Origin of the sequence: Shinella fusca (assembly GCF_014203155.1) — a bacterium.
Classification (GTDB): Bacteria; Pseudomonadota; Alphaproteobacteria; order Rhizobiales; family Rhizobiaceae; genus Shinella; species Shinella fusca.
In genome coordinates, this window is record NZ_JACHIK010000016.1 from 53226 (window position 1) to 77417 (window position 24192).

Below are 24192 nucleotides of genomic sequence, written 5' to 3' on the forward strand. Positions count from 1 at the left end.
CCTTTTCTCAGTAGTCGACGGCGAGGAAATAGAGGCCGTCCGGCGGGGCGACGGGGCCGCAGGCCTTGCGGTCGCGCGCTTCCAGCGCCGCGCGCACGTCGTCCACCGACCACTTGCCCTCGCCCGCCAGCTTCAGCGTACCGGCGAAGGAGCGGATCTGGTTGTGCAGGAAGCTCTGCGCCGAGACGCGGATCTCGATGAGGTCGCCGCTGCGCGTCACGTCCAGCCGGTCGATGGTGCGCACGGGGCTGTTCGCCTGGCACTGGGCGGCGCGGAAGGTGGTGAAATCGTGCCTGCCGACCAGCATCTGTCCTGCCGCATGCATCGCCTCGTGGTCGAGGTCCCGGGCGACGAACCACGCGCGGTTCGCCTCCAGCGCCAGCGGCGCCTTGCGCGAGATGATGCGATAAAGATAGTGCCGCTTCTTCGCGGAGAAGCGCGCGTCGAAATCCTCCGGCACCTCGGCCGCGTCGAGAATGGCGACCCGCTCTCCCGCCATGCCGAGATGCGCGTTGAGGGCGTTGCGGAGCGTGTGTTCCTTCCATTGCCGCGACAGGTCGGCATGGGCGACCTGCCCCATGGCGTGGACGCCGGAATCCGTGCGCCCCGCGCCGCGGATCGAGACGGTCTCACCCGTCAGCGACAGGATCGCCGCCTCGATGGCGCCCTGCACGGAAGGGCCGTTCTCCTGCCGCTGCCAGCCGACATAGGGCGTGCCGTCATATTCGATCAGCAGGCGATAGCGCGGCATCAGGAAAGGACCGCGCCGGCCGCAACCGGCGTGCCGCGCAGGAAATCGGCCGCATCGAGCGCCTTGCCGCCGGCCTTCTGCAACCGCAGGAGCCGCACGGCGCCCTCGCCGCAGGCGACCGTCAGGCGGTCGTCGAGCACGGTGCCGGCCGGTGCCGCGCCGTCGGCCCGCTCGCTCGCCAGCACCTTCACGCGCTCGGGTTTGCCGGCGGCGTGAAGCTCGAACCAGGCGCCCGGCGCGGGCGAGAGGCCGCGGATATGGTTGTGGACGTCCCGTGCAGGACGGGAGAAATCGATGCGGGTCTCGGCCTTGTCGATCTTGGCGGCATAGACGACGCCCTCTTCGGCCTGCGGCGTCAGCGGCAGGTCGCCGGCTTCCAGCTTGGCCATCGCCTCGGCCATCAGCGCACCGCCGGCTTCCATCAGCGCGTCGTGCAATTCGCCCGCCGTCATCTCCTCCGGGATCGCCACGCGGCGGATGAGCGCGACGGGGCCGGTATCGAGGCCCTTATCCATCTTCATGACCATCATGCCGGTCTCGCCGTCGCCCGCCATGATCGCCCGCTGGATGGGCGCGGCACCGCGCCAGCGCGGCAGCAGCGAGGCATGGCCGTTATAGCAGCCGAGCCGCGTGCCGGTGAGGATCGCCTCCGGCAGGAGAAGGCCGTAGGCGACGACAACGGCGACGTCGGCCTTCAACGCACGGAAGGCCTCGCGGTCTTCCCCGGCGCGGAAATTGACGGGCGTGAAGACGGGGATGCCGCGCCGTTCGGCTTCCTGATGGATAGGGGATTTCACCAGTTCGAGGCCGCGGCGGCCGGCCGGGCGCGGCGGCTGCGAATAGACGGCGACGATCTCGTGGCCGGCGTCTGCGAGCGCCGTCAGCGTCGGGACGGAAAAGGCCGGCGTGCCCATGAAGATGATGCGAAGGGCCATCGGTCAGCCTCCGTTATCTGGAAAGCGGCAGCGGCCCCTCAGAGCGCCTTGCTGCCGCGCAGCTTCGCCGCCTTGGTGAACTTGCGGATCACCATTTCGCGCTTCAGCTTGGAAATATGGTCGATGAACAGGATGCCGTTCAGGTGGTCGATCTCGTGCTGGAGGCAGGTCGCGAGCAGGCCGTCGGCCTCCGTCATCTGCTCCCGGCCCTCGGCGTCGAGATGCCTGACCTTGATCTTCGCCGGGCGCTCGACCTCGGCATAGTAATCCGGGATCGAAAGGCAGCCTTCCTCGTAGACCGAGCGCTCGTCGGAGGACGAGACGATCTCCGGGTTGATGAAGACGAGCGGCGTCTTGTCGTCGCCTTCCTTGGACACGTCCAGCACCAGCATGCGGCGCGGCACGCCGATCTGGATGGCGGCAAGGCCGATGCCGGGCGCGTCGTACATCGTCTCCAGCATGTCGGCGGCGAGCTTCTTGACCTCGCCATCCACGGTCTCGATGGGTTTCGAGGCCTGGCGAAGGATCGGATCGGGAAGGATAATCAGCGGCTTGATGGTCATGCGCCTCCTTAGCGCGCTTTGCCGGCGCTTTCAATCGACTTCGCCCGTTTCGCCGGCGATTTGTTCACGTTATGATCTGGTTTTTGCCGCAATCCGTGCTATGGTCGCCGCATGATCGATCCCGCGTCCGATGCCTTCCTCGCCTCCCTTCCCGACCGGCTCGGCGGCCCGCTGCCGGCCTTCGTATTGCTTGCGGCCGGCATTCTCGCCGTCTTCGGCCTCCTCTCGGCCCGGCGCAGCCATGCCCGGCAGCGGCAGGCCGCGGCGATGGCGGAGCTGCGCTTTGCCGAACTCCTCAGGGCGCAGACCGAGATGCAGGGCCGCGTCGCCGCCATGGCCGAGGTGTTCGGCGCCAAGCAGTCCGAGACCAACCAGGCGATCAACGCCCGGCTCGACGGGCTGACGCAGCGGCTCGGCCAGTCGATGTCCGAGCAGACCCGCGCGACGCACGAGAACCTGCGCCGCCTGCAGGAGCGCCTCGCCGTGATCGACACGGCGCAGACCAACATCCAGTCGCTGGCAAAGGACGTGGTCGGCCTTCAGGCGATCCTCTCCAACAAGCAGACGCGCGGCGCCTTCGGCCAGTCGCGCATGGAGACGATCATCGCCGACGCGCTGCCGGCGGGCGCCTACCAGTTCCAGGCGCAGCTTTCCAACGGCGTCAGGCCCGACTGCACGATCCGCATGCCGAACGGCCAGCCGCCGCTCGTCGTCGACGCGAAGTTTCCGCTGGAGGCGTGGAACGCCCTTTCGGACGGCCGCCCGCCCGAGGCGGCGAAGGCCGCCGCCCAGCAGTTCCGCCGCGACATGGAGGTGCATATCCGCGATATCGCGGAAAAATACCTCATCGCCGGCGAGACGCAGGACACCGCCTTCCTCTTCGTGCCGTCGGAATCGATCTTCGCCAGCATCCACGAGAATTTCGAGGGCGTCGTGCAGCGGGCGCACCGCGCGCGCATCGTCATCGTCTCGCCCTCGCTGCTGATGCTCTCCGTGCAGGTGCTCCAGGCGCTCCTCAAGGACCAGCGCATGCGCGAGCAGGCTCATGTCATCCAGGGCGAGGTCGGGCGGCTGATGGACGACCTGACGCGGCTCGACGACCGGGTGCGCAAGCTCGCCGGCCACTTTTCCGCCGCGCAGAAGGACGTCGAGCAGATCCTCACCTCGACGGAGAAGCTGGCGCGGCGCGGCGCACGCATCGGCGACATGGAATTCGAGGCCGCCGCGCCCCTTTCGCAGCCGGCGGAGAAGGCCGTCGAGAGCCGGACGGGCCAGTTGCGGCTGAGGGTGGTTGACGAAGACTGACCGCCCGGGCATCGTCCGGCGGAAACGACAAGGGACGCTCTCATGATCACCGTCTTCGGCTCCATCAACATGGACCTCATCGCCACGCCCGAACGCCTGCCGAAGCCGGGCGAGACGGTGCTGGGCACCAGCTTCACCACCGCCGCCGGCGGCAAGGGGGCCAACCAGGCGCTCGCCGCCCGCCGCGCCGGAGCCATGGTACGCATGGCGGGGGCCGTCGGCGACGACCAGATGGGAAGCCAGGCGCTCGCCCTCCTCGCCGACGCCGCCGTCGACCTCAACGCCGTGCGCTCGGCCGCCGAGGCGACCGGCACCGCCCATATCCTCGTCGCCGCCGACGGCGAGAATGTCATCGTCGTGGTGCCCGGCGCCAACGGCACGGTCACGGACGAGGACGCCAGGCGCACGGTCGCGGCCATGTCGCGCGGCGACTACCTGATGCTGCAGTTCGAAATCCCCGATGCCGCCATCGAGGCCGCGCTTGCGAGCGCGAAGGCCAAGGGCGTCATCTCGATCATGAACATCGCCCCCTTCAAGGCCGAGGCCGAACGGATCGGTGCGATGGCGGACATCCTCGTGGCCAACGAGACGGAATTCGACCTCTTCGTCGGCAAGGGCGAGCTCTCGGCGGAAGCGCGCGAGGCGACCATGCGGGCGCTGCATTCCGAAAGCGGGCAGACGATCATCGTGACGCTCGGCGCGGACGGCGTCGTCGCCATCCACAAGAACGAAGTGCACCGTGCCGCGGGCCTTGCCATCGAGCCGGTCGACACGGTCGGGGCAGGCGATACGTTCTGCGGCTATCTCGCCGCCTCGCTCGATGCGGGCCTCACCTTCGGCAAGGCGCTGCGCCGGGCGGCCGTCGCCGGCTCGCTCGCCTGCCTCAAGCCGGGCGCGCAGCCCTCCATCCCCTTCGCCCGCGCCGTCGACGCCAGGATCTAGGATGCGCCAGGGGCCGTCCCTCGCGGCCCCTCGGCGTCGCATCCGGCAAACGGCCCGTCGCAGACAGCGCAAGGCCTGAAAATTCAGCCGCTTGGGTAACTTCCAATTCCCTAATTTGGCTATTTATTAATATTCTATCGGTTACTGAAGTCCTCAGACTTCCGCATTCCCTTCCGGGGCGCGGCCCGTCTCTGGCGCTGGTCGCGCGCCCCGCCCTCCATGATGGAGACCACCCCGCAAAAGAATGTGCCTCCTCGCGGCCGTCCGCCGCGAGTGTCTTTCATCGTGAGGATTTCATGTTCAAGTTCCAGGCCAAGTCGCTCGCGACGAAGCTCATCGCGGTCACCGGCGGCACGATCGCCCTGGTGATGCTCGCTTCCAACACCGTGCTGATCAGCCAGACCCAGGATCGCGTCGCCGAGCTCGTCTATGCGCAGGCCGATTCCGAGGCCAAGGCGATCGCATCCGACGTCGCGACGGATATCGGCCAGCTTGCGAGCGCGGCGCGCTCCATGGCGGGCGTCATCGAACAAGGCCAGGCCGGCGGCCATTTCGACCGCAAGGAAGTGGTCGACATCATCAAGGCCAATGCCGAGAAGAACAGCTTCGCGCTCGGAAGCTGGTTCGCCGAGGAGCCGAACGCCTTCGACGGCAAGTCCCGCGAGCTTTCCGAGAACACCGAGACCGGCACCTTCAAGGACGGCTCGTTCAACCCCTACTGGACGAAGCGCAAGGACGGCTCGATCGCGCTGTCGACCTTCGAGTCCGACTACAAGGCCGAATGGTATGCGCTGGCCGCCCAGAGCGGCAAGGGCGCGATGAGCCAGCCCTACCAGGAAAGCTCGACCGGCGAAGGCTTCACCATGGCCTCGATCGCCTATCCCGTCGTGGTTGGCGGCAAGCGCATCGGCGTCACCGGCGTCGACGTCTCGCTGAAGACGCTCTACGAGAAGCTCAGCCAGCTGCGGCCGTTCGGCGAGGGCCGCGTCCTCCTCCTGTCGCAGACCGGCAAGTGGATCGTCGCGCCGACCGCCGAACTCCTGATGAAGGAATATGACGGCGCCGGCCTCGACATCGTCAAGCAGGCGATCTCCAGCGGCAAGCCGGAGCGCATCGAGAACCTGAGCTTCGACGAGCTCGCCACCTTCGACCGCGTCGTCTATCCGTTCGCGCTGCCCGACATCAACACGACCTGGGTCGTGCTGGTCGACGTGCCGCATGCGGCGATCAACGCGCCGGTGCGCGACCAGACCTATATCATGATCGCCGGCGGCCTGATCGTCCTTGCCACGGTGCTGGCGGGCCTCTACTTCGCCGTCCGCTTCCTCGTCCAGAAGCCGCTCGCCGGCCTCGTCAGCGGCGTCGACACGCTCAGCAACGGCATCTATACTCAGCCCATCGCCGGCCAGGACCGCTCGGACGAGACAGGCGCGGTCGCCAAGGCGCTGGAAGGCTTCCGCCACCAGCTCGCCGACACCAAGCGTCTGGAGGCCGAGGCCAACAGCCAGCGCCAGATGACCGAGGCCGAGCGCAGCCGCTCGGAAGCCGAACGGGCCGAATCGGGCGCCCTCCAGCGCGACATCGTCGCCCGCCTTGCCGACGGCCTTGCCCAGCTTTCCTCCGGCAACCTGACCTTCCGTCTTTCCGGCGATTTCCCGGGCGAATACGGCAAGCTGAAGACCGACTTCAACTCGGCCATCGCCAGCCTCGAGGAGACGATCCAGACGGTCAACGCCTCGGTCGGCAATATCGGCGGCGGCACCGGGGAGATCTCCAAGGGCGCGGCCGACCTGTCGCACCGCACCGAGCAGCAGGCGGCAAGCCTCGAAGAGACCGCGGCGGCACTCGACCAGCTCACCTCGCAGGTCAATTCCAGCGCGGAGAACGCCCGCGTCGCCGCGAAATCCGTGGAGACGGCGAACGACGACGCCAGCAAGTCCGGCGAAGTGGTCCAGAAGGCGATCGACGCCATGCGCGGCATCGAGCAGTCCTCGCGGGAGATTTCCAACATCATCGGCGTCATCGACGACATCGCCTTCCAGACGAACCTCCTCGCCCTCAATGCCGGCGTGGAAGCGGCGCGTGCCGGTGAAGCAGGCAAGGGCTTTGCGGTCGTGGCGCAGGAAGTGCGCGAGCTCGCCCAGCGCTCGGCCAACGCCGCCAAGGAGATCAAGACGCTGATCAACACCTCCGAGGGGCAGGTGCGCGAAGGCGTCGACCTCGTCGGCAAGGCCGGCGGCGCGCTGGAGAACATCGCCGAGCAGGTCAACCAGATCAACGGCCTCATCCGCCAGATCTCCTCCTCGGCCTCCGAACAGGCCGTCGGCCTCAAGGAGATCAACGCCGCCGTCAACCAGATGGACCAGGTGACCCAGCAGAACGCCGCGATGGTGGAGGAAACCACCGCCGCCTCCATGGCGCTCAACGACGAGGCCCAGACGCTGAAATCGCTCGTCGCCCGCTTCCGCGCCGGCGTCGCCGCCATGGCCACCGCCCAGCCGGTGCAGCAGCAGGCTTCCGTCCGCCGCGACGTCCAGCCCCAGCGCACCGCCTACCAGCCCCCGCGCACGCCCGCCCGCGCCACACCCCAGGTCGCCGGCAACACGGCGCTTGCGCAGGACGACTGGGAAGAGTTCTGAGCCACGGCTCAGGTAAAAAAGGAAAGGCCGGCGGAAACGCCGGCCTTTTTTGTTGGCGGGCTGTCACTTCGCCAGCGCATAGGATGCGCCGTGTTGATGGGTGCTCGGGTCAAGCCAGAGGTCGACCCGCCGCCGCTACTTCCGTTCCGACGGCTGCGCCTGCAGGCGGCCGCGGGAGCGGGTGCGGGTGGCGTTTGCGAGGCGCTGGGCGGCTTCCTTCAGTTCCGCTTCGGAAAAGAGGGGCTGGTACTCGGGGCGCAGCATCAGGGCTTCCATGGAGAGCTCGGGCTTGCCGGCGTCGAGCAGGCGTTCGAGGCCGGTGGTGCCGGGCTTGAAGACGAGTTCTTTTGCCGCCGCCACGCCACCGTTGAGCAGGACGAAGCGGCGCAGCAGGACCGGGCGGAAGCCGAGGGCGGAGAAACGGTCGTAAAGGCCCATCATCTCCGCATGGAAGGCCGCTTCGGCGCCCTTTCCGGCGATGCGGGGCCCGCGCATCAAAGGCGCCCGACCCGCTCGGTCAGCAGCGCGAAGAAGCCGTCGGCGTCGACGTCCTTCATCACCAGCGCATTGTGGTTGCGGCCGGTGACCTGCCACCAGTCCACCACCGTCATGCCGACCGTAAGGGGCGAGGCCGTCTCGACCTCGACATTGCAGTTACGCCCGGCGAAGAGCTCGGGCTTCAGGAGATAGGCGATGACCGTCGGGTCATGCAGCGGGCCGCCGTCGGAGCCGTATTTTTCCACGTCGAAGCGCTCGAAGAAATCGAGCATTTCGACGAGGGCCTTGGCCGGACGGCTGCCGATGGCGCGCAGTTTCTCGACGCGGCTCTTCAGCGTCAGTACCTTGTGGGTGACGTCGAGCGGCATCATGACGATGGGAATGCCAGCCTTGAAGACGGCGGCGGCCGCCTCCGGGTCGACATAGACGTTGAATTCGGCGGCCGGCGTGATGTTGCCGCCCTCGAAGAAGCCGCCGCCCATCATGACGAGCTCGCGCACGCGCCCGGCGATCTCCGGGGCCTTTTTCAGGGCGAGCGCGATGTTGGTGAGCGGGCCGAGCGTGCAGAGCGTCACCGTGCCGGCCGGCTCGCGCTTCAGCGTCTCGACGATGAAATCGACGGCGTGCTGGGCCTGAAGCGGCATCTGCGGTTCGTGCAGCTCCGGGCCGTCGAGGCCGGTCTTGCCGTGCACATGCTCGGCGGTGATCAGCGGGCGGGCGATCGGCCTGTCGGCGCCGGCGAAGACCTTCACCTCCGGCCGGGAGCAGAATTCCAGGATGATGCGGGCATTGGTGGAGGTGCGTTCCAGCGGCACGTTGCCGGCGACCGTGGTGATGCCGAGGATATCGAGTTCGGGACTGCCGAGCGCCAGCATGATCGCGGCGGCGTCGTCCTGGCCGGGATCCGTGTCGATGATGATTTTCCGTGGCTCAGACATGCCGTCCCGTTCCTTCCTTGTCTCGTTCTTGGCCCGCGCGACGCAGGCGAAGCGGCGACTATATTTGCGAAATCGCGCTTCGCAAGCGTCTTGCGCGGCAGGCGCTCAATCCCCATATTGCGCCCGTCGGGATGCCGAACCGGGTCCCGCCAAAGTCGCTTGAAGCCAAGGACTGGACCGATGTCACGCATACCCACCTTCACGAGCCCGCTGCTGCTGGGTTTCGACGCCATGGAAAAGACCCTTGAGCGCATCGCCAAGGGCAATGACGGCTATCCCCCGTACAATATCGAGCGGCTGCGGCCGGACGGCGAGACGGGCGAGCCCGATCGCCTGCGCATCACGCTCGCCGTCGCCGGGTTCTCCGAGGAGGACCTTGACGTGACGACGGAGGAAAACCAGCTCGTCATCCGCGGGCGCCAGAGCGAAAGCGGCGAGCGCGACTATCTTTACCGCGGCATCGCCGCGCGCCAGTTCCAGCGCACCTTCGTGCTTGCCGACGGCATGCGCGTCTCGGGCGCCGAACTGAAGAACGGCCTCCTGTCGGTCGACCTCGTCCGGCCGGAGCCGGTGCGCATGGTAAAGAAAATTAACATTTCCGTACCAGACTAGAGCATGAGCCGTTCCTGCGGGAACACCCGCCGGACCGTTTCGCGCATAACCTGATTGCCGAGCGACCGATGGGCCATGGTGGCCGTTGGCGCCGGCGGCCGGCAGGTGCCGGCATTGCCATGGAGGCAAAAATGGGCCTGAAAACCGTAATCCCCGCCGTTTCGAAGGCGGATCTCGCGCATCTCGGCGCCGGCGAAGTCGGCTATATCCGCAAGATGAAGGCCGACGAAGTCTCGCGCGTCTTCCCGGAAGCCCCGGAGATCGATCCGAGCCTCGACCTGTGGGCGCTGTTCGGCGCGGACGGCACGCCGATCCTGCTGACCGACAACCGTTCGAGCACCTTCTACAAGGCGGCCGAGGACGACCTGCGCACCGTCAGCCTGCACTGATCCGATGTAAGCCTTCCGTCAGAGACGGCGGAAGGTGAGGTAAGCCGACTTGCGGCCCTCGCGCCTGGCTTTCGCCTCGTAGCGCGTGCCCGGCCAGCCGGCAAACGGCGTCAGCCAGTCGGCCGCGTTCTCGGCGGTCCACGCGAAGGCGGGATGCGCCCCGCAATGCACCAGCGTCCAGTTGACATAGGTGTCGATGTCGGATGCAAAGCAGAAGAGCCCGCCCGGCTTCAGCACCCGGGCAAAGCGGTCGAGATTGACCTTCGAGACGAACCGCCGCTTCCAGTGCTTCTTCTTCGGCCACGGGTCCGGGTAGAGAAGGTCGATCTGGTCGATCGAAGCCGCCGGCAGCCAATCCAGCAATTCCGTCGCATCGTCATCGTAGAGTCGGATGTTCCGCGCGCCCGTCTCCTCGACGCGGCCGATCAGCTTTGCCATGGAATTGACGAAGGGCTCGACGCCGATGAAGGCGGTGTCCGGCGTTTCCTGCGCGCGATGGATCAGGTGCTCGCCGCCGCCGAAGCCGATCTCGAGTCGGGTGCGGGCCGGCTTGAAATCGTAGAGCGCGGCGATGTCCGCCGGCGCCGGGGTCGACAGGTCGACCTTCAGCGCCGGCAGCAGGGTTTCCAGATGCTGCGCCTGCCGCTCGCGGAGGGGCTTTCCCTTGCGCCGGCCGAAGAAGGCTTCGCTCGCGCGGCTGGGGCGCTCTGCATCACTCATGTCGGTCTCAGTTCTTGATCGCGTCCTTGAGGGCCTTGACGAGGTCGAGGCGCTCCCAGGAGAAGGAACCGTCGCGGCCGGCCTTGCGGCCGAAATGGCCGTAGGCGGCCGTCTTGGCGTAGATCGGCTTGTTGAGGTCGAGGTGGCGGCGGATGCCGGACGGCGACAGGTCCATGACCTTGCGGATCGCCGCTTCCACCGCGTCCTCGCTCACCTTGCCCGTGCCGTGCAGGTCGACATAGACCGAGAGCGGCTGGGCGACGCCGATGGCGTAGGAAAGCTGGATCGTGCAGCGGTCGGCAAGGCCGGCGGCCACGACGTTCTTGGCGAGGTAGCGCGCGGCATAGGCGGCCGAGCGGTCGACCTTGGTCGTGTCCTTGCCGGAGAAGGCGCCGCCGCCGTGCGGGGCCGCGCCGCCATAGGTATCGACGATGATCTTGCGGCCGGTGAGGCCGGCATCGCCGTCCGGGCCGCCGATGACGAACTTGCCCGTCGGGTTGATGTACCAGGAGCAATCGTCGGCGATCTTGAGGTCGCCGAGGGCCTCGCGGATATAGGGCTCGACGACGTCGCGGACCTTTTTCGAATCCCAGCTCGCATCGAGGTGCTGGGTGGAGAGCACGATGGAGGCGACGTCGGCCGGCTTGCCGTCGACATAGCGCACGGTCACCTGGCTCTTGGCATCGGGGCCGAGCTTGCCGGCATCGCCCACGCCCTTCTTGCGGGCATCGGCGAGGAGCTGGAGGATGCGGTGCGAATAGTAGATCGGCGCCGGCATCAGCTCGGCGGTCTCGCGGCAGGCATAGCCGAACATGATGCCCTGGTCGCCGGCGCCCTCGTCGCCCTGCCTGTCGGCGGCATTGTCGACGCCCTGGGCGATATCGGCGGACTGGGAGTGCAGCAGCACGTCGATCTTGGCCGTCTTCCAGTGGAAGCCGTCCTGCTCGTAGCCGATGTCGCGGATCGCCTTGCGGGCGGCGGCCTTGAACTTGGCGGGATTGATGACGTCGTTACCGTCCTTGTCCTTCTTCATCAGGCTCGGCGGCAGGCGCACTTCACCGGCGATCACAACGCGGTTGGTCGTTGCCAGCGTCTCGCAGGCGATGCGGACCGACCACGGATCGACCTTCGCCTTCACGGCTTCGCGGTAGACCAGATCGACGATCTCGTCGGAGATGCGGTCGCAAACCTTGTCCGGATGGCCTTCGGCGACGGACTCGCTGGTGAAGAGATAACTGCTGCGCATGCGGGAATTCCCCTCAAAGAAAATGGACTTCGACGTTGTTATTCAGTTCCCTTGGCGATGACAAGCGCAGAAGGACATAAGAATATCTTTATGTCCCCGAACGTTGGCGATTTGCCGCGGCTGTCGCCGGGGCGCTACAGGCGGCCGACATGAAAAACGGCCCCGCAGGGCCGTTCTTTCATCCATTCACGGAGGATGCGGTCACTCCAGCTCGGCCTCGGCGGCAAGCGCCTTGACGAGATCGACGAGCTTGCGGCGGACCTTGGGGTCGCCGATCTTGACGAAGGCGCGGTTGAGCTGAAGGCCTTCGGAAGACGACAGGAAGTCGACCACGTAGTTGGAGCTGGAGGCTTCGGCAAAGCCGGTCTGGTTGTCCGCCGCCTCGCCCGGCGCGTCCTCGAAGAAGAACGAGACCGGCACGTTGAGAATGCTCGAAATGTTCTGCAGGCGGCTGGCGCCGACGCGGTTCGTGCCCTTCTCGTATTTCTGAATCTGCTGGAAGGTGATGCCGAGGCTCTCGCCCAGCTTCTCCTGGCTCATTCCGAGCATGGTCCTGCGAAGCCGGATCCGGCTGCCGACATGAATATCGATCGGATTCGGCTTCTTCTTGTTTTCCATCATCACTTTCGTCCTAACGCGGAAATGGCCTACCCGCCGCCATCCTTAACGGTACCCTAACGTCACGTTGTATGCGCAAGCCCTGAAGAACTCCACAATACAGGACAACGGTCGGCGGAGGGCACTATGCTATTTTAGGGGTTTTTGGTCAATTCACCCTATTTCTAAAACCCAGGCGAGAAATGACCGCCATGGCGAAGAGAACGGCGAGAACAATCGGAAACGCATGGCCCTGCCATTTCAGCCGCTCGGCGGAGGTCAATCTTCCCGGGAGGGTTGCATCGACGAAATCGGGGACGTCGTAGGCAAGGCCGGACACGACCCTGCCCCTGGCGTCCACCACGGCCGAGATTCCGTTGTTGGCGCCGCGAATCAGCGGCAGGCCGCGCTCGACGGCGGTGAGACGCGCCTGAAGGAAATGCTGGTAGGGGCCGGGCGAATTGCCGAACCAGGCGTCGTTGGTGACATTGAGCAGGCTTGATGCCCCGTCGACGGTGGCGGCGATCTCGGACGGGAAGATCGCCTCGTAGCAGATCAGCGGGTAGAAGGCCTTTCCGGCCGCCGTCAGGATCTGGTGGTCGCTGGCAGCGGAAAAGCCGCCGGGCATGGCGACCGGCGAGACGCCGAGGCTCTCGAAGAGGTCGGCGAAGGGCATGTATTCGCCGAAGGGCACGAGATGCACCTTGTCGGCCGCCCCGATGATCTGGCCCTTGCCGTCGATGGCGTAGATCGAATTGTAGTAGCGCGGCGCCTTGCCGGAACCGGCGCTCTCCGTGCGCACCGCCCCGGCGAGAAGCACCTGGTCGTCGTCGAGCACGGTGGCGATGCGGGCGAGCGCATCCGGATTGTCCGTCAGGATGAAGGGGATGGAGGTTTCCGGCCAGACGATGATGTCGGGCCGTTTGCCGCTTCCCTCGGGCTTGGCGGCGCTCAGCGCCAGGTGCCGCTCGAAGATCTCCGCGCGGGCGGAATCGTCGAGCTTCATCGCCTGGTCGATCACCGGCTGGACGAGGCGGACGACCTTGCCGCCGCTTTCGGGCTCCGGGACCACATGGAGCGCGTACCAGCCGTAGCCGACATGGGCGGCAAAGAGGAGCGCCGCGAGCGTGAGGCCCGGGATGCGGCCGCGCCGCGTGCCGAGAAGGGCGGGCGCGGCGAAGACGAAGACCGCAAGCGCATTGAGGCCGGCAATGCCGACGATGCCGGCGGACTGCATGAGGAGCGGCACAGGCGCTGCGCCATAGCCGACGGCATTCCACGGAAAGCCGGTGAAGAGCGTGGCGCGCAGCCACTCGCCGATACCGAAGGCGAAGGCGAGCGCGGCGATGCGCCCCATGCCGTCGGACCAGAAGAGCCGGGCGAGTGCGGCGGCAAGCCCGTAATAGAGCGCGAGGAAGGCCGGCAGGCCGAGGACGGCGAAGGGCAGCGCCCAGGCGAAATCGTCCGCCTCGACGAGAAGCGCATTGCCGAGCCACCAGAGCCCGCCGACGAAATAGCCGAAGCCGAAGAACCAGCCGATGCGGAAGGCGGGCGCAAGACGCCGCAGGAAACCCGCCTCGGGCACGCCCGTGGCACCGTCCAGCAGCCAGACGAGCAGGGTGAAGGACACGAAAAGTGCCGCGAAGAAACCGAAGGGCGGCAGCGCCAGGACGCCGGCGAGACCCGCAAGAAATGCCGCAAGCGCCCGTCTCGTCCCAGACAGGAGCATGACCTTGCCCGCAAGCCGCTCCATCCCGTCCCCTTCGCTCCCCGAATCAGCCGCGCCAGTCTTCCAAAAAAGCAGCCCGTTGTCCCCCTCTTACGGTGCGGCGATTGCGTGAGGCGGGAAGGCCTTGCGATTTCTGCCGAGAGTGACGGAGGGAAGGGCCCTCCCCTGTCATGCACGCCTTTGCTGCCGCACTGCACTCCTTGCGCCCACCCACTCCCTCTCCGCCGTCATCCTCGGGCTTGTGTGGATGAGATGTGGTTTACTTGCTTGCATCGGCCGGGATGCGCATCCCGGCCGATGCAAGCAAGTAAACCACATCTCATCCACACAAGCCCGAGGATCCATGCGGCACCCGCTGCGGACGAGGCGTGGATCCTCGGGTCAAGCCCGAGGATGACGAAAAGAGAAGTCGAGTTGGTGGAATAGGCGGGGAGCGGGGTGGGTCGACGCGGACGTGACAATGTCCCTTTTTATAGGAAGCGGCCTTCGGCGGCAGATGCCGCTTAAAACCGACCCTATTCCGCCCCCGCCCCGTCGTTCTGCTTTTCGGGGTGCTTGGCGCGGTCGGCGGGGATGGGCTCCCCTTCCGGGCGGCGTTCGCGGCGGCGGACGGCGGCGGCGCGTTTGCGGGTGACGCGCACACGCTTGACGCGGCGCGGGTCGGCGTCGAGGACGTGGAACTCGAAGCCGGGCACGGCCTGCACCACCTCGCCGCGCACCGGGATACGGCCGAGCGAGGCGAAGATGAGGCCGCCGAGCGTGTCGGCGTCTTCCAATTGCTCGCGGATGTCGAAATCCGGGCCGATGGCCTCGGCAAGCTCCTCCAGCTCGACGCGGGCATCGGCGATGAACACGTCGTCGCTGACGCGCTGGATCATCGCCTCTTCGTCGTCGTGCTCGTCCTCGATGTCGCCGACGACCATCTCGACGATGTCCTCCAGCGAGGCGAGGCCGTCCGTGCCGCCGTATTCGTCGATGACGAGGGCCATCTGCGTGCGGTCGGCCTGCATGCGCGCCATGAGGTCGGCGGCGAGCATGGAGGGCGGCACGAAGAGCACCTGGCGGATGATGCCGGCCTCGGCGACGGTCTTGGAAAGATCGACGCGGGCAAGGTCGAAATCCGCCTTGGGCGCGCGGGCGGGTTTCTCACCGGAAGGTGCGGCGCTCGCCTTGCTGCCGTTGCGGCGCTTGTTGCGGGCCTGCTTGGTGACATAGGCGAGGAGGTCGCGGATATGCACCATGCCGCGCGGATCGTCGAGGCTTTCGCAATAGACCGGCATGCGCGAGCGGCCGGAATCCTCGAAGATCACCATCAGCTCGGCGATCGTGATGTCCTGGTCGACGGCCTCGATGTCGGCGCGCGGCACCATGACGTCTTCGACGCGTACCTCGCGGAAGCGGAGAATGTTGTGCAGCATCGCCCGCTCTTCGGGCAGGAAGGCCGGCTCGCCGCCCGCCTCTTCCGTCATCAGGGCCTCGGCGAGGTCCTTGCGCAGGCTGGAGGCGCCCGTCATGCGCCAAAGCTTGGCGGCGCGGGACCATAAGGACGACCGGCCCCCGCCTTCCTGCCTCGGCGCGCTGCTACTACTGCCCGCCTCGTCCTGGCTGGAGGCGTCCGCCTCGTTTCGTTCCGGCGTGGCCGGCTGGTTCTTGAAGTCGCTCATCGGTCCAAACTATTCTTCGGGGCTGTCCCCGTAGGGGTCAGATAGGCCAAGCTCGGCCAGAATGCGAGTCTCCAGCCCCTCCATTTTCTCCGCTTCGTCCTCTTCCATGTGATCATAGCCGAAGAGATGGAGAAATCCATGCACCATCAGGTGCGTGAGGTGATCGTCGAAGGACTTGCCGAGCTCGCCCGCCTCGCGGGTCAGGGTCTCCTCGGCGAAGATGATGTCGCCGAGCATCGGGCCCGGCATCTTTCCGGGCGCCAGCGGGAAGGCCGGGAAGGAGAGCACGTTGGTCGGCTTGTCCTGATTGCGCCATTCGGCATTGATGCCGCGGATTTCCGCATCGTTGGTGAAGACCAGCGAGACTTCCGGCGCACCCGTCTCCGGGAAGGGCTGCTTCTCGTGACGCTGGAGGAACGCCGCCGCCGCCCCGAGCACGCGTCCGCTCATCTCGTGCAGGCGGTCTTCGGAGGGCCATGCGCCCTCTTCGACGGAGATCTGGATATCGAGTTCGCTCATGGTGCCCGGATCGCCTCAGCGGTCGATCTGCTCGCTTTCGTCCTGAACGGCGGTCTGGGCCTCGTAGGCCCGCACGATGCGCGCGACCATCGGGTGGCGCACGACGTCCGCATCCTTGAAGCGCACGACCGAGACACCCTCGACGCCCTTGAGGATCTGCAGGGCCTCGACGAGGCCGGATTTCACGCCTCGCGGCAGGTCGACCTGGCTCGGATCGCCCGTGACGATCATGCGGCCGTTCTCGCCGAGGCGCGTCAGGAACATCTTCATCTGCATCGAGGTGGTGTTCTGCGCCTCGTCGAGGATGACGGCGGCGTTGGCCAGCGTGCGCCCGCGCATGAAGGCGAGCGGCGCGATCTCGATGACGCCGGCGGTGATCGCCCGTTCCACCTTGTCGCCCGGCATCATGTCGTAGAGCGCGTCGTAGAGCGGGCGCAGATAGGGGTCCACCTTCTCCTTCATGTCGCCGGGCAGGAAGCCGAGGCGCTCGCCGGCCTCGACCGCCGGGCGCGAGAGGATGATGCGGTCGACAGCGCCGCGCTCCAGCAGCTGCGCCGCATAGGCGACGGCGAGATAGGTCTTGCCCGTACCGGCGGGGCCGACGCCGAAGACGAGCTCGGAGCGCTCCAGCGCGCGGATATAGGTATCCTGCGTCGGCGTGCGGGCGACGATCGTCTTCTTGCGCGTGGAGATCTGCGACATGCTGAGCTTGGCCTTGCGCTCCATGGTGGGCAGCGAGAGCTGGTCGTCCGCGGCGATCGCCATGCGGATCGCGCCCTCCACGTCGGAAAGCTCGATGGAACCGCCCTTCTGGAGCCGGTCGTAGAGATAGTCGAGCGCCCGGCGGGCCTGATTGGTAGCAAGGACGTCACCGGAAATGGAGACGGAATTGCCCCGCGCCCGCGCATCGATGTTGAGGCGCTGCTCCAGCAGCTTCAGGTTCTGGTCGAACTGGCCGAAGAGCTCGCTTGCGTATCGATTGTTCTCGAAGGTCAGCACGAAATGATTGGCGTCGGTCTCGGTCTTCGACTGGCGCGGCGATGACGTCGTCAATTCGTGTCCGTTCAAGCGGTCAGGCTCCTTGCGATCCGTCCGTCAGCCTATCGCTTGCGCGAAGAGGCTGTTGGCGCCGGCATCCGTGATTCGTACCCGGATAATGTCACCGATTTTGGAACCTTTTGCATCAATATTCACAGGCTGCAGCCAGGGCGAGCGGCCGACGAGCTGGCCGAGCAGGCGGCCGGGCTTTTCCAGAAGCAGGTCGATTTCCTTGCCGATGCAGCCGCGCGCGAATTCGTGCTGCTGGCGGAAGAGCAAAGCCTGCAATCTTTCAAGGCGTTCGGCCTTCACCTCTTCGGCGACATGGCCGTCCATCGCCGCGCCCGGCGTGCCGGGGCGGATGGAATACTTGAAGGAAAATGCCTGTGCATAACCGACCGCTTCCACGAGGCGCATCGTCGCCTCGAAGTCGGCGTCGCTCTCGCCGGGGAAGCCGACGATGAAATCGCCGGAAATGGCCAGCTCCGGCTGGACGGCGCGGATGCGCTCGATGAGGGCAATGTATTCGGCGGCCGTATGGCGCCGGTTCATGGCTTTCAGGATGCGGTCGGAGCCGGCCTGCACCGGCAGGTGCAGGTAGGGCATCAGCTTCGGCAGGTCGCGGTGCGCCCCGATCAGCCGGTCGTCCATGTCGCGTGGATGGCTGGTCGTGTAGCGCAGGCGCGCGAGGCCTTCGATCTCCGCGAGCCGGTGGAGGAGGTCGCCGAGGCCCCATTCCGTGCCGTCCGGGCCGAGGCCATGCCAGGCGTTGACGTTCTGGCCGAGTAGCGTGATCTCGCGCACGCCCCCTTCGACGAGGCGCTCGGCCTCGGCGAGGATCTGCGCGACGGGGCGGGAGACCTCGGAGCCGCGCGTATAGGGCACCACGCAGAAGGTGCAGAACTTGTCGCAGCCCTCCTGCACGGTCAGGAAGGCGGTGACGCCGCGCGCACGCGTCCTTGCCCTTTCCGGCGCGGGAAGATGCTCGAACTTGTCCTCGATGGCGTAGTCCGTCTCGACGACCCGCTCGCCGTCCTTGGCGCGACGAAGGGCTTCGGGAAGGCGGTGATAGGTCTGCGGGCCGATCACAAGATCGACGGCGGGCGCACGGCGCAGGATCTCCTTGCCTTCCGCCTGCGCGACGCAGCCGGTGACGCCGATGGTCATCTCGCGGCCGTCCTTCGCCCGCGCCTTCTTCATCTCGCGCAGGCGCCCGAGCTCGGAATAGACCTTCTCGGCCGCCTTCTCGCGGATGTGACAGGTGTTGAGAAGGACGAGGTCGGCCTCTTCCAGCACGTCCGTCGCCTGATAGCCGTCCTTCGACAGCGCATCCGTCATGCGCTCGCTGTCGTAGACGTTCATCTGGCAGCCGTAGGTCTTGACGAAGACCTTGCGGGTGTTGGGCGTGGAAAGCGGTTGCTGGCTCATGGCGCTTTCCATAGTGGAAAAGCCCTCGGAATTGAAGCTCTATCTGCCGCGCAGCCGCGTGCCGAGCATGGCACGGATGCGCGCCTCGACGGTGCGGCTGACGTCCTTGCGATTGCTCTGGCGCGTATAATCGACACGCTCGCCGAAATCGACATCGACGTCGACCGCCCCCTCGCGGGCGACGCCGAGGAGGTGCGGCAGGAGCTCGATATCGCCCGGCCAGGCGGCAAGCGGCCGGTGGTAGCGGCCCATCGCCATGCCGTGAAGGCCCGTATAGGCGATGGAGACGGGCTGGATATGCACGACGCCTTCCGGCGCATGCGGAATGGCGGAGGCGGCGGCGCCGAAGAGCGAGGTCTTGATCTCCAGCAGGCGGTTTCCGTCCGAGGTCGTTCCTTCCGGAAAGAGCACGACGATCTCGCCGTCCGTCAGGCGGCGGGCGATCTCGTCCACCTGGTCGCCGGTCTTGCGGCGCTGCTCGCGCTCGACGAAGATCGTCGCCTGCAGCCGGGCGAGGATGCCGAAGACCGGCCAGCCCCGCACCTCGGCTTTCGCGATATAGACAACGTCGGCAATCGAGCCGAGCACCATGATGTCCTTCCAGGAGGCATGGTTGGCGGCGATGAGCAGCGGGCGGCGCGGCTCCGGCGTGCCGTGCACGCGCACCTTCAGCCCCAGCACACGGCAGGCGACGCGGTGCCACAGGCGCGGCAGGCGGCGGCGGATCTTGAGGTCGAAGCGCAGGCCGACAAGCTGGACCGGCAGGAGGACGAGGGTCACCGCGAAGAGGATAGTGAAGCCGAGGAGGATGCGCAGCCAGGCGATCACGCGGGCACCGGGGGGGAGGCTATGGCCGGCGTTGTGTAGCACCCCCCTCTGCCCTGCCGGGCATCTCCCCCACAAGGGGGGAGATCGGCAAGAGGCAAAGCGGTGCCACAATCAATCTCCCCCCCTGTGGGGGAGATGCCCGGCAGGGCAGAGGGGGGTAGCCCCAATGCCGGACGCCGATAAACGGTCGCGTCCCGCCTCACTCGCCCTCCTTGAGCGGCACGCCATAAAGCTCCAGGCGGTGGTCGACGAGGCGGAAGCCGTGCTCGCGGGCGATGCGCTCCTGCAGGGCCTCGATTTCCGGCGAGTGGAATTCGATGACCTGGCCGGTCTTCAGGTCGATCAGGTGGTCGTGGTGCTCGTCCGGCACGGTCTCGTAGCGCGAGCGGCCGTCGCGGAAATCGTGGCGCTCGATGATGCCGGCATCCTCGAAGAGTTTCACCGTGCGGTAGACGGTGGAGATGGAGATGCGCGCATCGACGGCGGAGGAGCGGCGGTAGAGTTCTTCCACGTCCGGATGGTCGGCGGAGGATTCCAGCACGCGGGCGATCACCCGGCGCTGCTCCGTCATGCGCATGCCGCGCTCGACACAAAGCTCTTCCAGCGATTTCTCGACATCCGCCATACGACCGGCCCTCGTTCGTTCAGCCCCCGAAGGGGACTAGCGAAGATCGCGCCGCATGACAAGCGCCGTGGACCGGCTGCCGTCCGCCGCGGCGTAATAGGCCTTGCGCTCGCCGACCTTGGCAAAGCCGAGCTTGGCATAGAGCCCGCGCGCGGCCGCATTGCCCTCGTCGACCTCGAGGAAGATATCCTCCGCGCCGCGCATCTTCGCCTCCTGCAGCGCCGCCAGCATCAGCCGCCAGCCGAGGCCGGCGCGCGAAAAGCGCTCGTCGACGCCGATGGTCAGGATCTCCGCCTCGCCGGCCGCCGCCCGCGCCAGCACGAAGCCGCCCGCCGCGCGGCCGGGAATACCCTGCCGCAGCGCGAGAAAGCCGTAGACCGGCGGCTGGGACAGGAGGGAATGGAACTCGCCGTCGTTCCACGGCCGGGAAAACCGCGCGTGATGCAGCGTCGCGGCGATGCCGGCGTCGTCGGTCTGAAGCGGGAAGATATCGAAGACGGGCTTGCGGGCGAAATAGTCGGTCAGCGGCATTCACGCTCTCCGGATCGCGAAACCCGCCTGCGGCTTGGCATCCGGGCCGCGCAGGTAGAGCGGCCGGGGCAGATGGCCCTGCGGATCGAGGCGCGCGCCGAGGCGGGCGACCGTCGCGATGGAAACGCCGTCCGTCTCTTGCGGCGCTTCCGCGCGCAAAAGCGCGGCGGCCGAGCCGGCAAGGGCGCCGTCGTCGGCGGCGGCGATGCCGCGCGCCTCTTCGAGACTGGCAAGCGCGGGCGGTGACAGGGGCTGCCCGTCGGCGGCGAAAGCCTGCCAGTAGACCTCGTCGCGCTTGGCATCCATCGCGACCAGAAGGGGCGTGCCCGCCTGCCGGTCGGCGGCAAGCGCTGCGAGCGAGGAGACGCCGACGGCGGGAACGCCGAGCGCCAGCGCAAGGCCGCGCGCGGCGGCGACGCCGACGCGGATGCCGGTGAAGGAGCCCGGGCCGACGGTGACGGCGACGCGTTCGACGGACGGCAGGTCGAGGCCGGCCGCGGCAAGCGCCCCATCGACGAATTCCATCAGCCGCTCGGCATGGCCGCGGCCGATATCGGCGCCGGCAGAGCCGAGGACGGTATCCGTGTCGGAATCGTAGAGCGCCGCGTAGCAGCCCGTGCCGGCGGTATCGATCGCAAGGACGATCATGCCGGGCACCCGTCCGCCGCGGGGCGGACCTTACATGATGGCTTCAACTTCCTGCACTTCCGGTACGAAATGGCGAAGGAGGTTCTGCACGCCGTGCTTGAGCGTCGCGGTGGAGGACGGGCAGCCCGAGCAGGCGCCCTTCATGTTGAGGTAGACGACGCCGTCGCGGAAGCCCTTGAAGGTGATGTCGCCGCCGTCCTGCGCCACGGCCGGGCGCACGCGCGTGTCCAGCAGTTCCTTGATCGTGGCGACGATGGTCTCGTCGCCCTCGTCGAAGAACTCGCCGTCCGGCTCGTCGCCGCCGAGCGCACCGCTGGCGATGATCGGCTGGCCGGACATGAAGTGTTCCATGATGTTGCCGAGGATGGCCGGCTTCATGTGCTGCCAGTCGGCGCCGTCCTTGGTGACGGTGATGAAATCGTAGCCGAGGAACACGCCCTTGACGCCGGGAATGGAGAAGAGCCGGGCGGCGAGCGGCGAGGCGGCACGCGCCTCCGTCTCGTCGCGGAATTCGGCCGTGCCGTTCTCCAGCACGACCTTGCCCGGCAGGAACTTCAGGGTCGACGGGTTCGGTGTCGCTTCGGTCTGGATGAACATCTTTCTCTCCGTGCGGCCGGGCGCTCGCCGATCGGCCGGAATATTTAGAACAATTCAAAAGAAGATAAGCCTTTGCCGGCTTCTCTTCAATAGCGCGCCGTCAACTGAGCGCGTCGAGTTCCTCGTCGCTGAGCGAATCGGGAATGACCGTCACGGGAATGGGGAAGGCCTGCGCGCGGCTGGCCAGCGAGGAGACGAGCGGGCCCGGTCCCTCCTTGGCGGAACCGGCGGCCAGCACGAGGATCGCCACGTCCTGGTCGTCCTCGATCAGCCCGTTGATCTCCTCGCTCGCGACGCCTTCGCGGATCACCATTTCCGGCTCGATGCCGATGGCCTCGCGCAGCGCCTGCGAGGCCTTGGCGAGCACCGCCTCGGCCTCCTCGCGCGCCTCGGCCCGCATGATCTCCTCCACGCCCAGCCATTGCTGGAAATCGCGGTTGGCGATCACGTAGAGCAGGACGACGCCGCCGTTGGAATTCTTCGCGCGCATTCCCGCATAGTGGGCGGCACGCTGGCATTCCGGCGTGTCGTCGATCACCGCCAGGAACTTGCGGCGGTGGCCCTCAAGGCGGGAAAGTCGTCGAGAAACCATGCGGCCCCCTCGTGCAAGGTCTGAACGCGGCGACCTTACTGCACAAAACCGATGATGTCGCGAACTTCCTTCATGGTTTTTTCCGCCCGCGCCCGCGCCCTTTCGCCGCCGTCCCTAAGGATCGCGTCGATGTGGCTGGTGTCGTCCATCAGGCGGCGCATCTCGTCGGTGATCGGCGAGAGGACGCTGACGGCAAGCTCGATCAGCGCCGGCTTGAAGACCGAGAACTGCTGGCCGCCGAACTCGGAAAGGACATCGGCCTTCGTCCTGTCCGACAGGGCCGCATAGATGCCGACGAGGTTTTCCGCCTCGGGGCGGCCCTTGAGGCCTTCGGCTTCGCTCGGCAGGGCGTCCGGGTCGGTCTTGGCCTTGCGGATCTTCTTGGAGATCGTGTCGGCGTCGTCGAGGAGGTTGATGCGCGAAAGGTCGGACGCGTCCGACTTCGACATCTTCTTCGTGCCGTCGCGAAGGCTCATGACGCGCGGCGCCGGGCCGCCGATCAGCGGCTCGACCATCGGGAAATAGGCATGCACCGGCTCTTCGCCGACGACGATATCGACGCCTGTGCCGGCCTTGCGGATATGGTCGCCGAAGTCGATGTTGAACTTCTGCGCGATGTCGCGCGTCAGCTCCAGGTGCTGCTTCTGGTCGTCGCCGACCGGAACGTGGGTCGCGCGGTAGACGAGGATGTCGGCGGCCATCAGGCTCGGATAGGCGAGAAGCCCGAGCGAGACCTGCTCGGCATTCTTGCCGCCGGCCTTGTCCTTGAACTGGGTCATGCGCTCCATCCAGCCGATGCGCGCCACGCAGTTGAAGATCCAGGCAAGCTCGGAATGCTGTGGCACGGCGGACTGGTTGAAGACGATGTGCTTCTTCGGGTCGATGCCGGAGGCGATGAAGGCGGCCGCGATGGAGCGGATCTGGTTCCGCATGTCCTCGTGCACGAGCTGGGCGGTCAGCGCGTGCAGGTCGACGACGCAGTAGATGCAGTCGTTGTCGTCCTGCAGCGCCACGAACTTGCGGATCGCGCCGAGATAGTTGCCGAGGTGGAGATTGCCGGTCGGCTGGACGCCGGAGAAGACGAGAGGCTTGAATGCGCTCATGACGGTGTTTCCTTCAGGCGGGTGGAGGGCCTGGTCCCTGTTGCACGCGCAGTTCCCGGAAATCGGCAAGGCGGCTTTCCGGCCGGAACTGCGTAGAAAAATACGTGGCGCTTATGCACGCCGCCGGGGTCCCGATCAAGAGGGCGCCCGCGCGGCGCACTGCACAAGGCGATCCTTATAAATGACACTTTCCGGTCGTTCCTTCCCGGCGGGGATTGAGGGGAGGCCGATCCCGTCGGCCGTTTTGTGACGAAGGGGCACGGAACGGAGATGACCCCGTGCGCAAGAACGGTTCCATCCTGCTTGCCTGCGTCGTCGCGCTGACATCGCTGCTCGCGACGGAGACGAGCGCAGGCCGCAAACACGCCTCCCGGACAGACAAGGGGGCGGTGGCGAACGTCTACACCATCCAGACGCCGCGCGTGCGGCACCGATGCTTCCCGGGCAGGCTGCGGGCGGTTCTCGCCCATATCGGCCGGCAGGTCGGCCGGCGGCTGCTCGTCACGTCCGGCCATCGCTCGAACGGGCGGCGCGGATCCTATCACCGCAAATGCCTTGCGGCCGATATCCGCGTGCCCGGCGTCCCGGTGAAGCGGGTCGTCGCGGCGGCGCGCTCGGCGCCGGCCATCGGCGGCATCGGCACCTATTGCAACGGCATCGTGCATGTCGACGTGGGGCCGCGGCGCACCTGGCACTATTGCCGGGGGCTCGCGCACCTCACCCGGCGCGCGCGGCTCGCCGCGCGCTGAGGGCCA

Annotated in this window: 26 protein-coding genes; 6 read left to right on the top strand and 20 right to left on the bottom strand. The window is 66.9% G+C overall.

All coding sequences use genetic code 11. The features are described 5' to 3' along the window. Window positions 1-7: 7 nt before the first annotated feature. From truA to def, 3 genes are read right to left on the bottom strand one after another with little or no spacing between them, the layout of a single operon-like run. On the bottom strand, window positions 8-751 hold the full coding sequence (gene truA / locus HNQ66_RS18860) for a tRNA pseudouridine(38-40) synthase TruA (RefSeq protein ID WP_184145724.1): 744 nt from the start codon (window positions 749-751) through the stop codon (window positions 8-10). Then, the gene (gene fmt, locus HNQ66_RS18865) at window positions 751-1686 is read right to left on the bottom strand and encodes a methionyl-tRNA formyltransferase (RefSeq protein WP_184145725.1); all 936 of its coding nucleotides are present in this window, start codon (window positions 1684-1686) and stop codon (window positions 751-753) included. Before fmt ends, truA begins: the two co-directional genes overlap by 1 nt. Window positions 1687-1724: 38 nt before the next feature. Further along, the gene (def, locus tag HNQ66_RS18870) at window positions 1725-2249 is read right to left on the bottom strand and encodes a peptide deformylase (protein ID WP_184145726.1); all 525 of its coding nucleotides are present in this window, start codon (window positions 2247-2249) and stop codon (window positions 1725-1727) included. Window positions 2250-2363: 114 nt separating this feature from the next. Here def and HNQ66_RS18875 point away from each other — a divergent pair, with 114 nt between their 5' ends. From HNQ66_RS18875 to HNQ66_RS18885, 3 genes are all read left to right on the top strand, one after another. Beyond that, window positions 2364-3554, top strand: coding sequence for a DNA recombination protein RmuC (locus HNQ66_RS18875; RefSeq protein WP_343059561.1), 1191 nt, complete (start codon window positions 2364-2366; stop codon window positions 3552-3554). 42 nt (window positions 3555-3596) lie between these two features. Next, entirely contained in the window at window positions 3597-4496 is a 900-nt protein-coding gene (locus tag HNQ66_RS18880) for a ribokinase (RefSeq protein ID WP_184145728.1), read from the top strand. Window positions 4497-4792: 296 nt separating this feature from the next. Beyond that, window positions 4793-7135 (top strand): methyl-accepting chemotaxis protein, encoded by a 2343-nt coding sequence (locus HNQ66_RS18885; RefSeq protein WP_184145729.1) that lies wholly within the window; start codon window positions 4793-4795, stop codon window positions 7133-7135. A gap of 135 nt (window positions 7136-7270) precedes the next feature. Here HNQ66_RS18885 and HNQ66_RS18890 read toward each other — a convergent pair whose 3' ends face one another. Both HNQ66_RS18890 and HNQ66_RS18895 read right to left on the bottom strand, forming a co-directional pair. Further along, a complete protein-coding gene (locus tag HNQ66_RS18890) occupies window positions 7271-7630 on the bottom strand; it encodes a hypothetical protein (protein WP_184145730.1) in 360 nt (119 codons plus the stop codon). Next, the gene (locus HNQ66_RS18895) at window positions 7630-8571 is read right to left on the bottom strand and encodes a nucleoside hydrolase (RefSeq protein ID WP_184145731.1); all 942 of its coding nucleotides are present in this window, start codon (window positions 8569-8571) and stop codon (window positions 7630-7632) included. The genes HNQ66_RS18890 and HNQ66_RS18895 overlap by 1 nt, the downstream gene beginning before the upstream one ends. 180 nt (window positions 8572-8751) lie before the next feature. On the opposite strand from HNQ66_RS18895, the gene HNQ66_RS18900 reads away from it, so the two are divergent. Both HNQ66_RS18900 and HNQ66_RS18905 read left to right on the top strand, forming a co-directional pair. Then, entirely contained in the window at window positions 8752-9183 is a 432-nt protein-coding gene (locus HNQ66_RS18900) for an Hsp20 family protein (RefSeq protein ID WP_184145732.1), read from the top strand. Between the two features lie 131 nt (window positions 9184-9314). Continuing rightward, window positions 9315-9572 (top strand): BQ00720 family protein, encoded by a 258-nt coding sequence (locus HNQ66_RS18905; protein WP_184145733.1) that lies wholly within the window; start codon window positions 9315-9317, stop codon window positions 9570-9572. An 18-nt stretch (window positions 9573-9590) separates the two neighbouring features. Here the strand turns inward: HNQ66_RS18905 and trmB are convergent, their stop codons facing one another. The 15 genes from trmB to trpS all read right to left on the bottom strand — a co-directional run bounded on the left by trmB (window position 9591) and on the right by trpS (window position 23437). Then, entirely contained in the window at window positions 9591-10292 is a 702-nt protein-coding gene (gene trmB, locus HNQ66_RS18910) for a tRNA (guanosine(46)-N7)-methyltransferase TrmB (protein WP_184145734.1), read from the bottom strand. Between the two features lie 7 nt (window positions 10293-10299). Beyond that, entirely contained in the window at window positions 10300-11538 is a 1239-nt protein-coding gene (gene metK / locus HNQ66_RS18915; RefSeq protein ID WP_184145735.1) for a methionine adenosyltransferase, read from the bottom strand. Window positions 11539-11739: 201 nt separating this feature from the next. After that, window positions 11740-12159 carry a helix-turn-helix domain-containing protein gene (locus HNQ66_RS18920; protein ID WP_184145736.1) on the bottom strand — a complete coding sequence of 140 codons (420 nt, stop codon included), beginning with the start codon at window positions 12157-12159 and terminating at the stop codon, window positions 11740-11742. A gap of 145 nt (window positions 12160-12304) precedes the next feature. Beyond that, a complete protein-coding gene (gene lnt, locus HNQ66_RS18925; RefSeq protein WP_184145737.1) occupies window positions 12305-13888 on the bottom strand; it encodes an apolipoprotein N-acyltransferase in 1584 nt (527 codons plus the stop codon). A gap of 491 nt (window positions 13889-14379) precedes the next feature. Next, the gene (locus HNQ66_RS18930; RefSeq protein ID WP_184145738.1) at window positions 14380-15528 is read right to left on the bottom strand and encodes a hemolysin family protein; all 1149 of its coding nucleotides are present in this window, start codon (window positions 15526-15528) and stop codon (window positions 14380-14382) included. A 9-nt stretch (window positions 15529-15537) separates the two neighbouring features. Next, the gene (ybeY, locus tag HNQ66_RS18935) at window positions 15538-16047 is read right to left on the bottom strand and encodes an rRNA maturation RNase YbeY (RefSeq protein WP_184145739.1); all 510 of its coding nucleotides are present in this window, start codon (window positions 16045-16047) and stop codon (window positions 15538-15540) included. A 15-nt stretch (window positions 16048-16062) separates the two neighbouring features. Further along, window positions 16063-17115, bottom strand: coding sequence for a PhoH family protein (locus tag HNQ66_RS18940; RefSeq protein ID WP_184145740.1), 1053 nt, complete (start codon window positions 17113-17115; stop codon window positions 16063-16065). A gap of 27 nt (window positions 17116-17142) precedes the next feature. Beyond that, window positions 17143-18525 carry a tRNA (N6-isopentenyl adenosine(37)-C2)-methylthiotransferase MiaB gene (miaB, locus tag HNQ66_RS18945; RefSeq protein ID WP_184145741.1) on the bottom strand — a complete coding sequence of 461 codons (1383 nt, stop codon included), beginning with the start codon at window positions 18523-18525 and terminating at the stop codon, window positions 17143-17145. Window positions 18526-18552: 27 nt separating this feature from the next. Further along, complete coding sequence (gene olsA, locus HNQ66_RS18950; RefSeq protein WP_184145742.1) at window positions 18553-19341, bottom strand: lyso-ornithine lipid O-acyltransferase; 789 nt, start codon at window positions 19339-19341, stop codon at window positions 18553-18555. A gap of 199 nt (window positions 19342-19540) precedes the next feature. Next, a complete protein-coding gene (locus tag HNQ66_RS18955; protein WP_184145743.1) occupies window positions 19541-19966 on the bottom strand; it encodes a Fur family transcriptional regulator in 426 nt (141 codons plus the stop codon). 36 nt (window positions 19967-20002) lie between these two features. After that, the gene (locus HNQ66_RS18960) at window positions 20003-20497 is read right to left on the bottom strand and encodes a GNAT family N-acetyltransferase (protein ID WP_184145744.1); all 495 of its coding nucleotides are present in this window, start codon (window positions 20495-20497) and stop codon (window positions 20003-20005) included. Then, a complete protein-coding gene (gene tsaB / locus HNQ66_RS18965) occupies window positions 20498-21145 on the bottom strand; it encodes a tRNA (adenosine(37)-N6)-threonylcarbamoyltransferase complex dimerization subunit type 1 TsaB (RefSeq protein WP_184145745.1) in 648 nt (215 codons plus the stop codon). A 30-nt stretch (window positions 21146-21175) separates the two neighbouring features. Next, on the bottom strand, window positions 21176-21742 hold the full coding sequence (locus HNQ66_RS18970; RefSeq protein ID WP_184145746.1) for a NifU family protein: 567 nt from the start codon (window positions 21740-21742) through the stop codon (window positions 21176-21178). A gap of 100 nt (window positions 21743-21842) precedes the next feature. Then, window positions 21843-22334 (bottom strand): universal stress protein, encoded by a 492-nt coding sequence (locus tag HNQ66_RS18975; protein WP_184145747.1) that lies wholly within the window; start codon window positions 22332-22334, stop codon window positions 21843-21845. A 35-nt stretch (window positions 22335-22369) separates the two neighbouring features. Next, a complete protein-coding gene (gene trpS / locus HNQ66_RS18980) occupies window positions 22370-23437 on the bottom strand; it encodes a tryptophan--tRNA ligase (protein ID WP_184145748.1) in 1068 nt (355 codons plus the stop codon). A 278-nt stretch (window positions 23438-23715) separates the two neighbouring features. On the opposite strand from trpS, the gene HNQ66_RS18985 reads away from it, so the two are divergent. Continuing rightward, entirely contained in the window at window positions 23716-24186 is a 471-nt protein-coding gene (locus HNQ66_RS18985) for a peptidoglycan L,D-endopeptidase MepK (protein WP_184145749.1), read from the top strand. The last annotated feature ends 6 nt before the right edge of the window (window positions 24187-24192 follow it).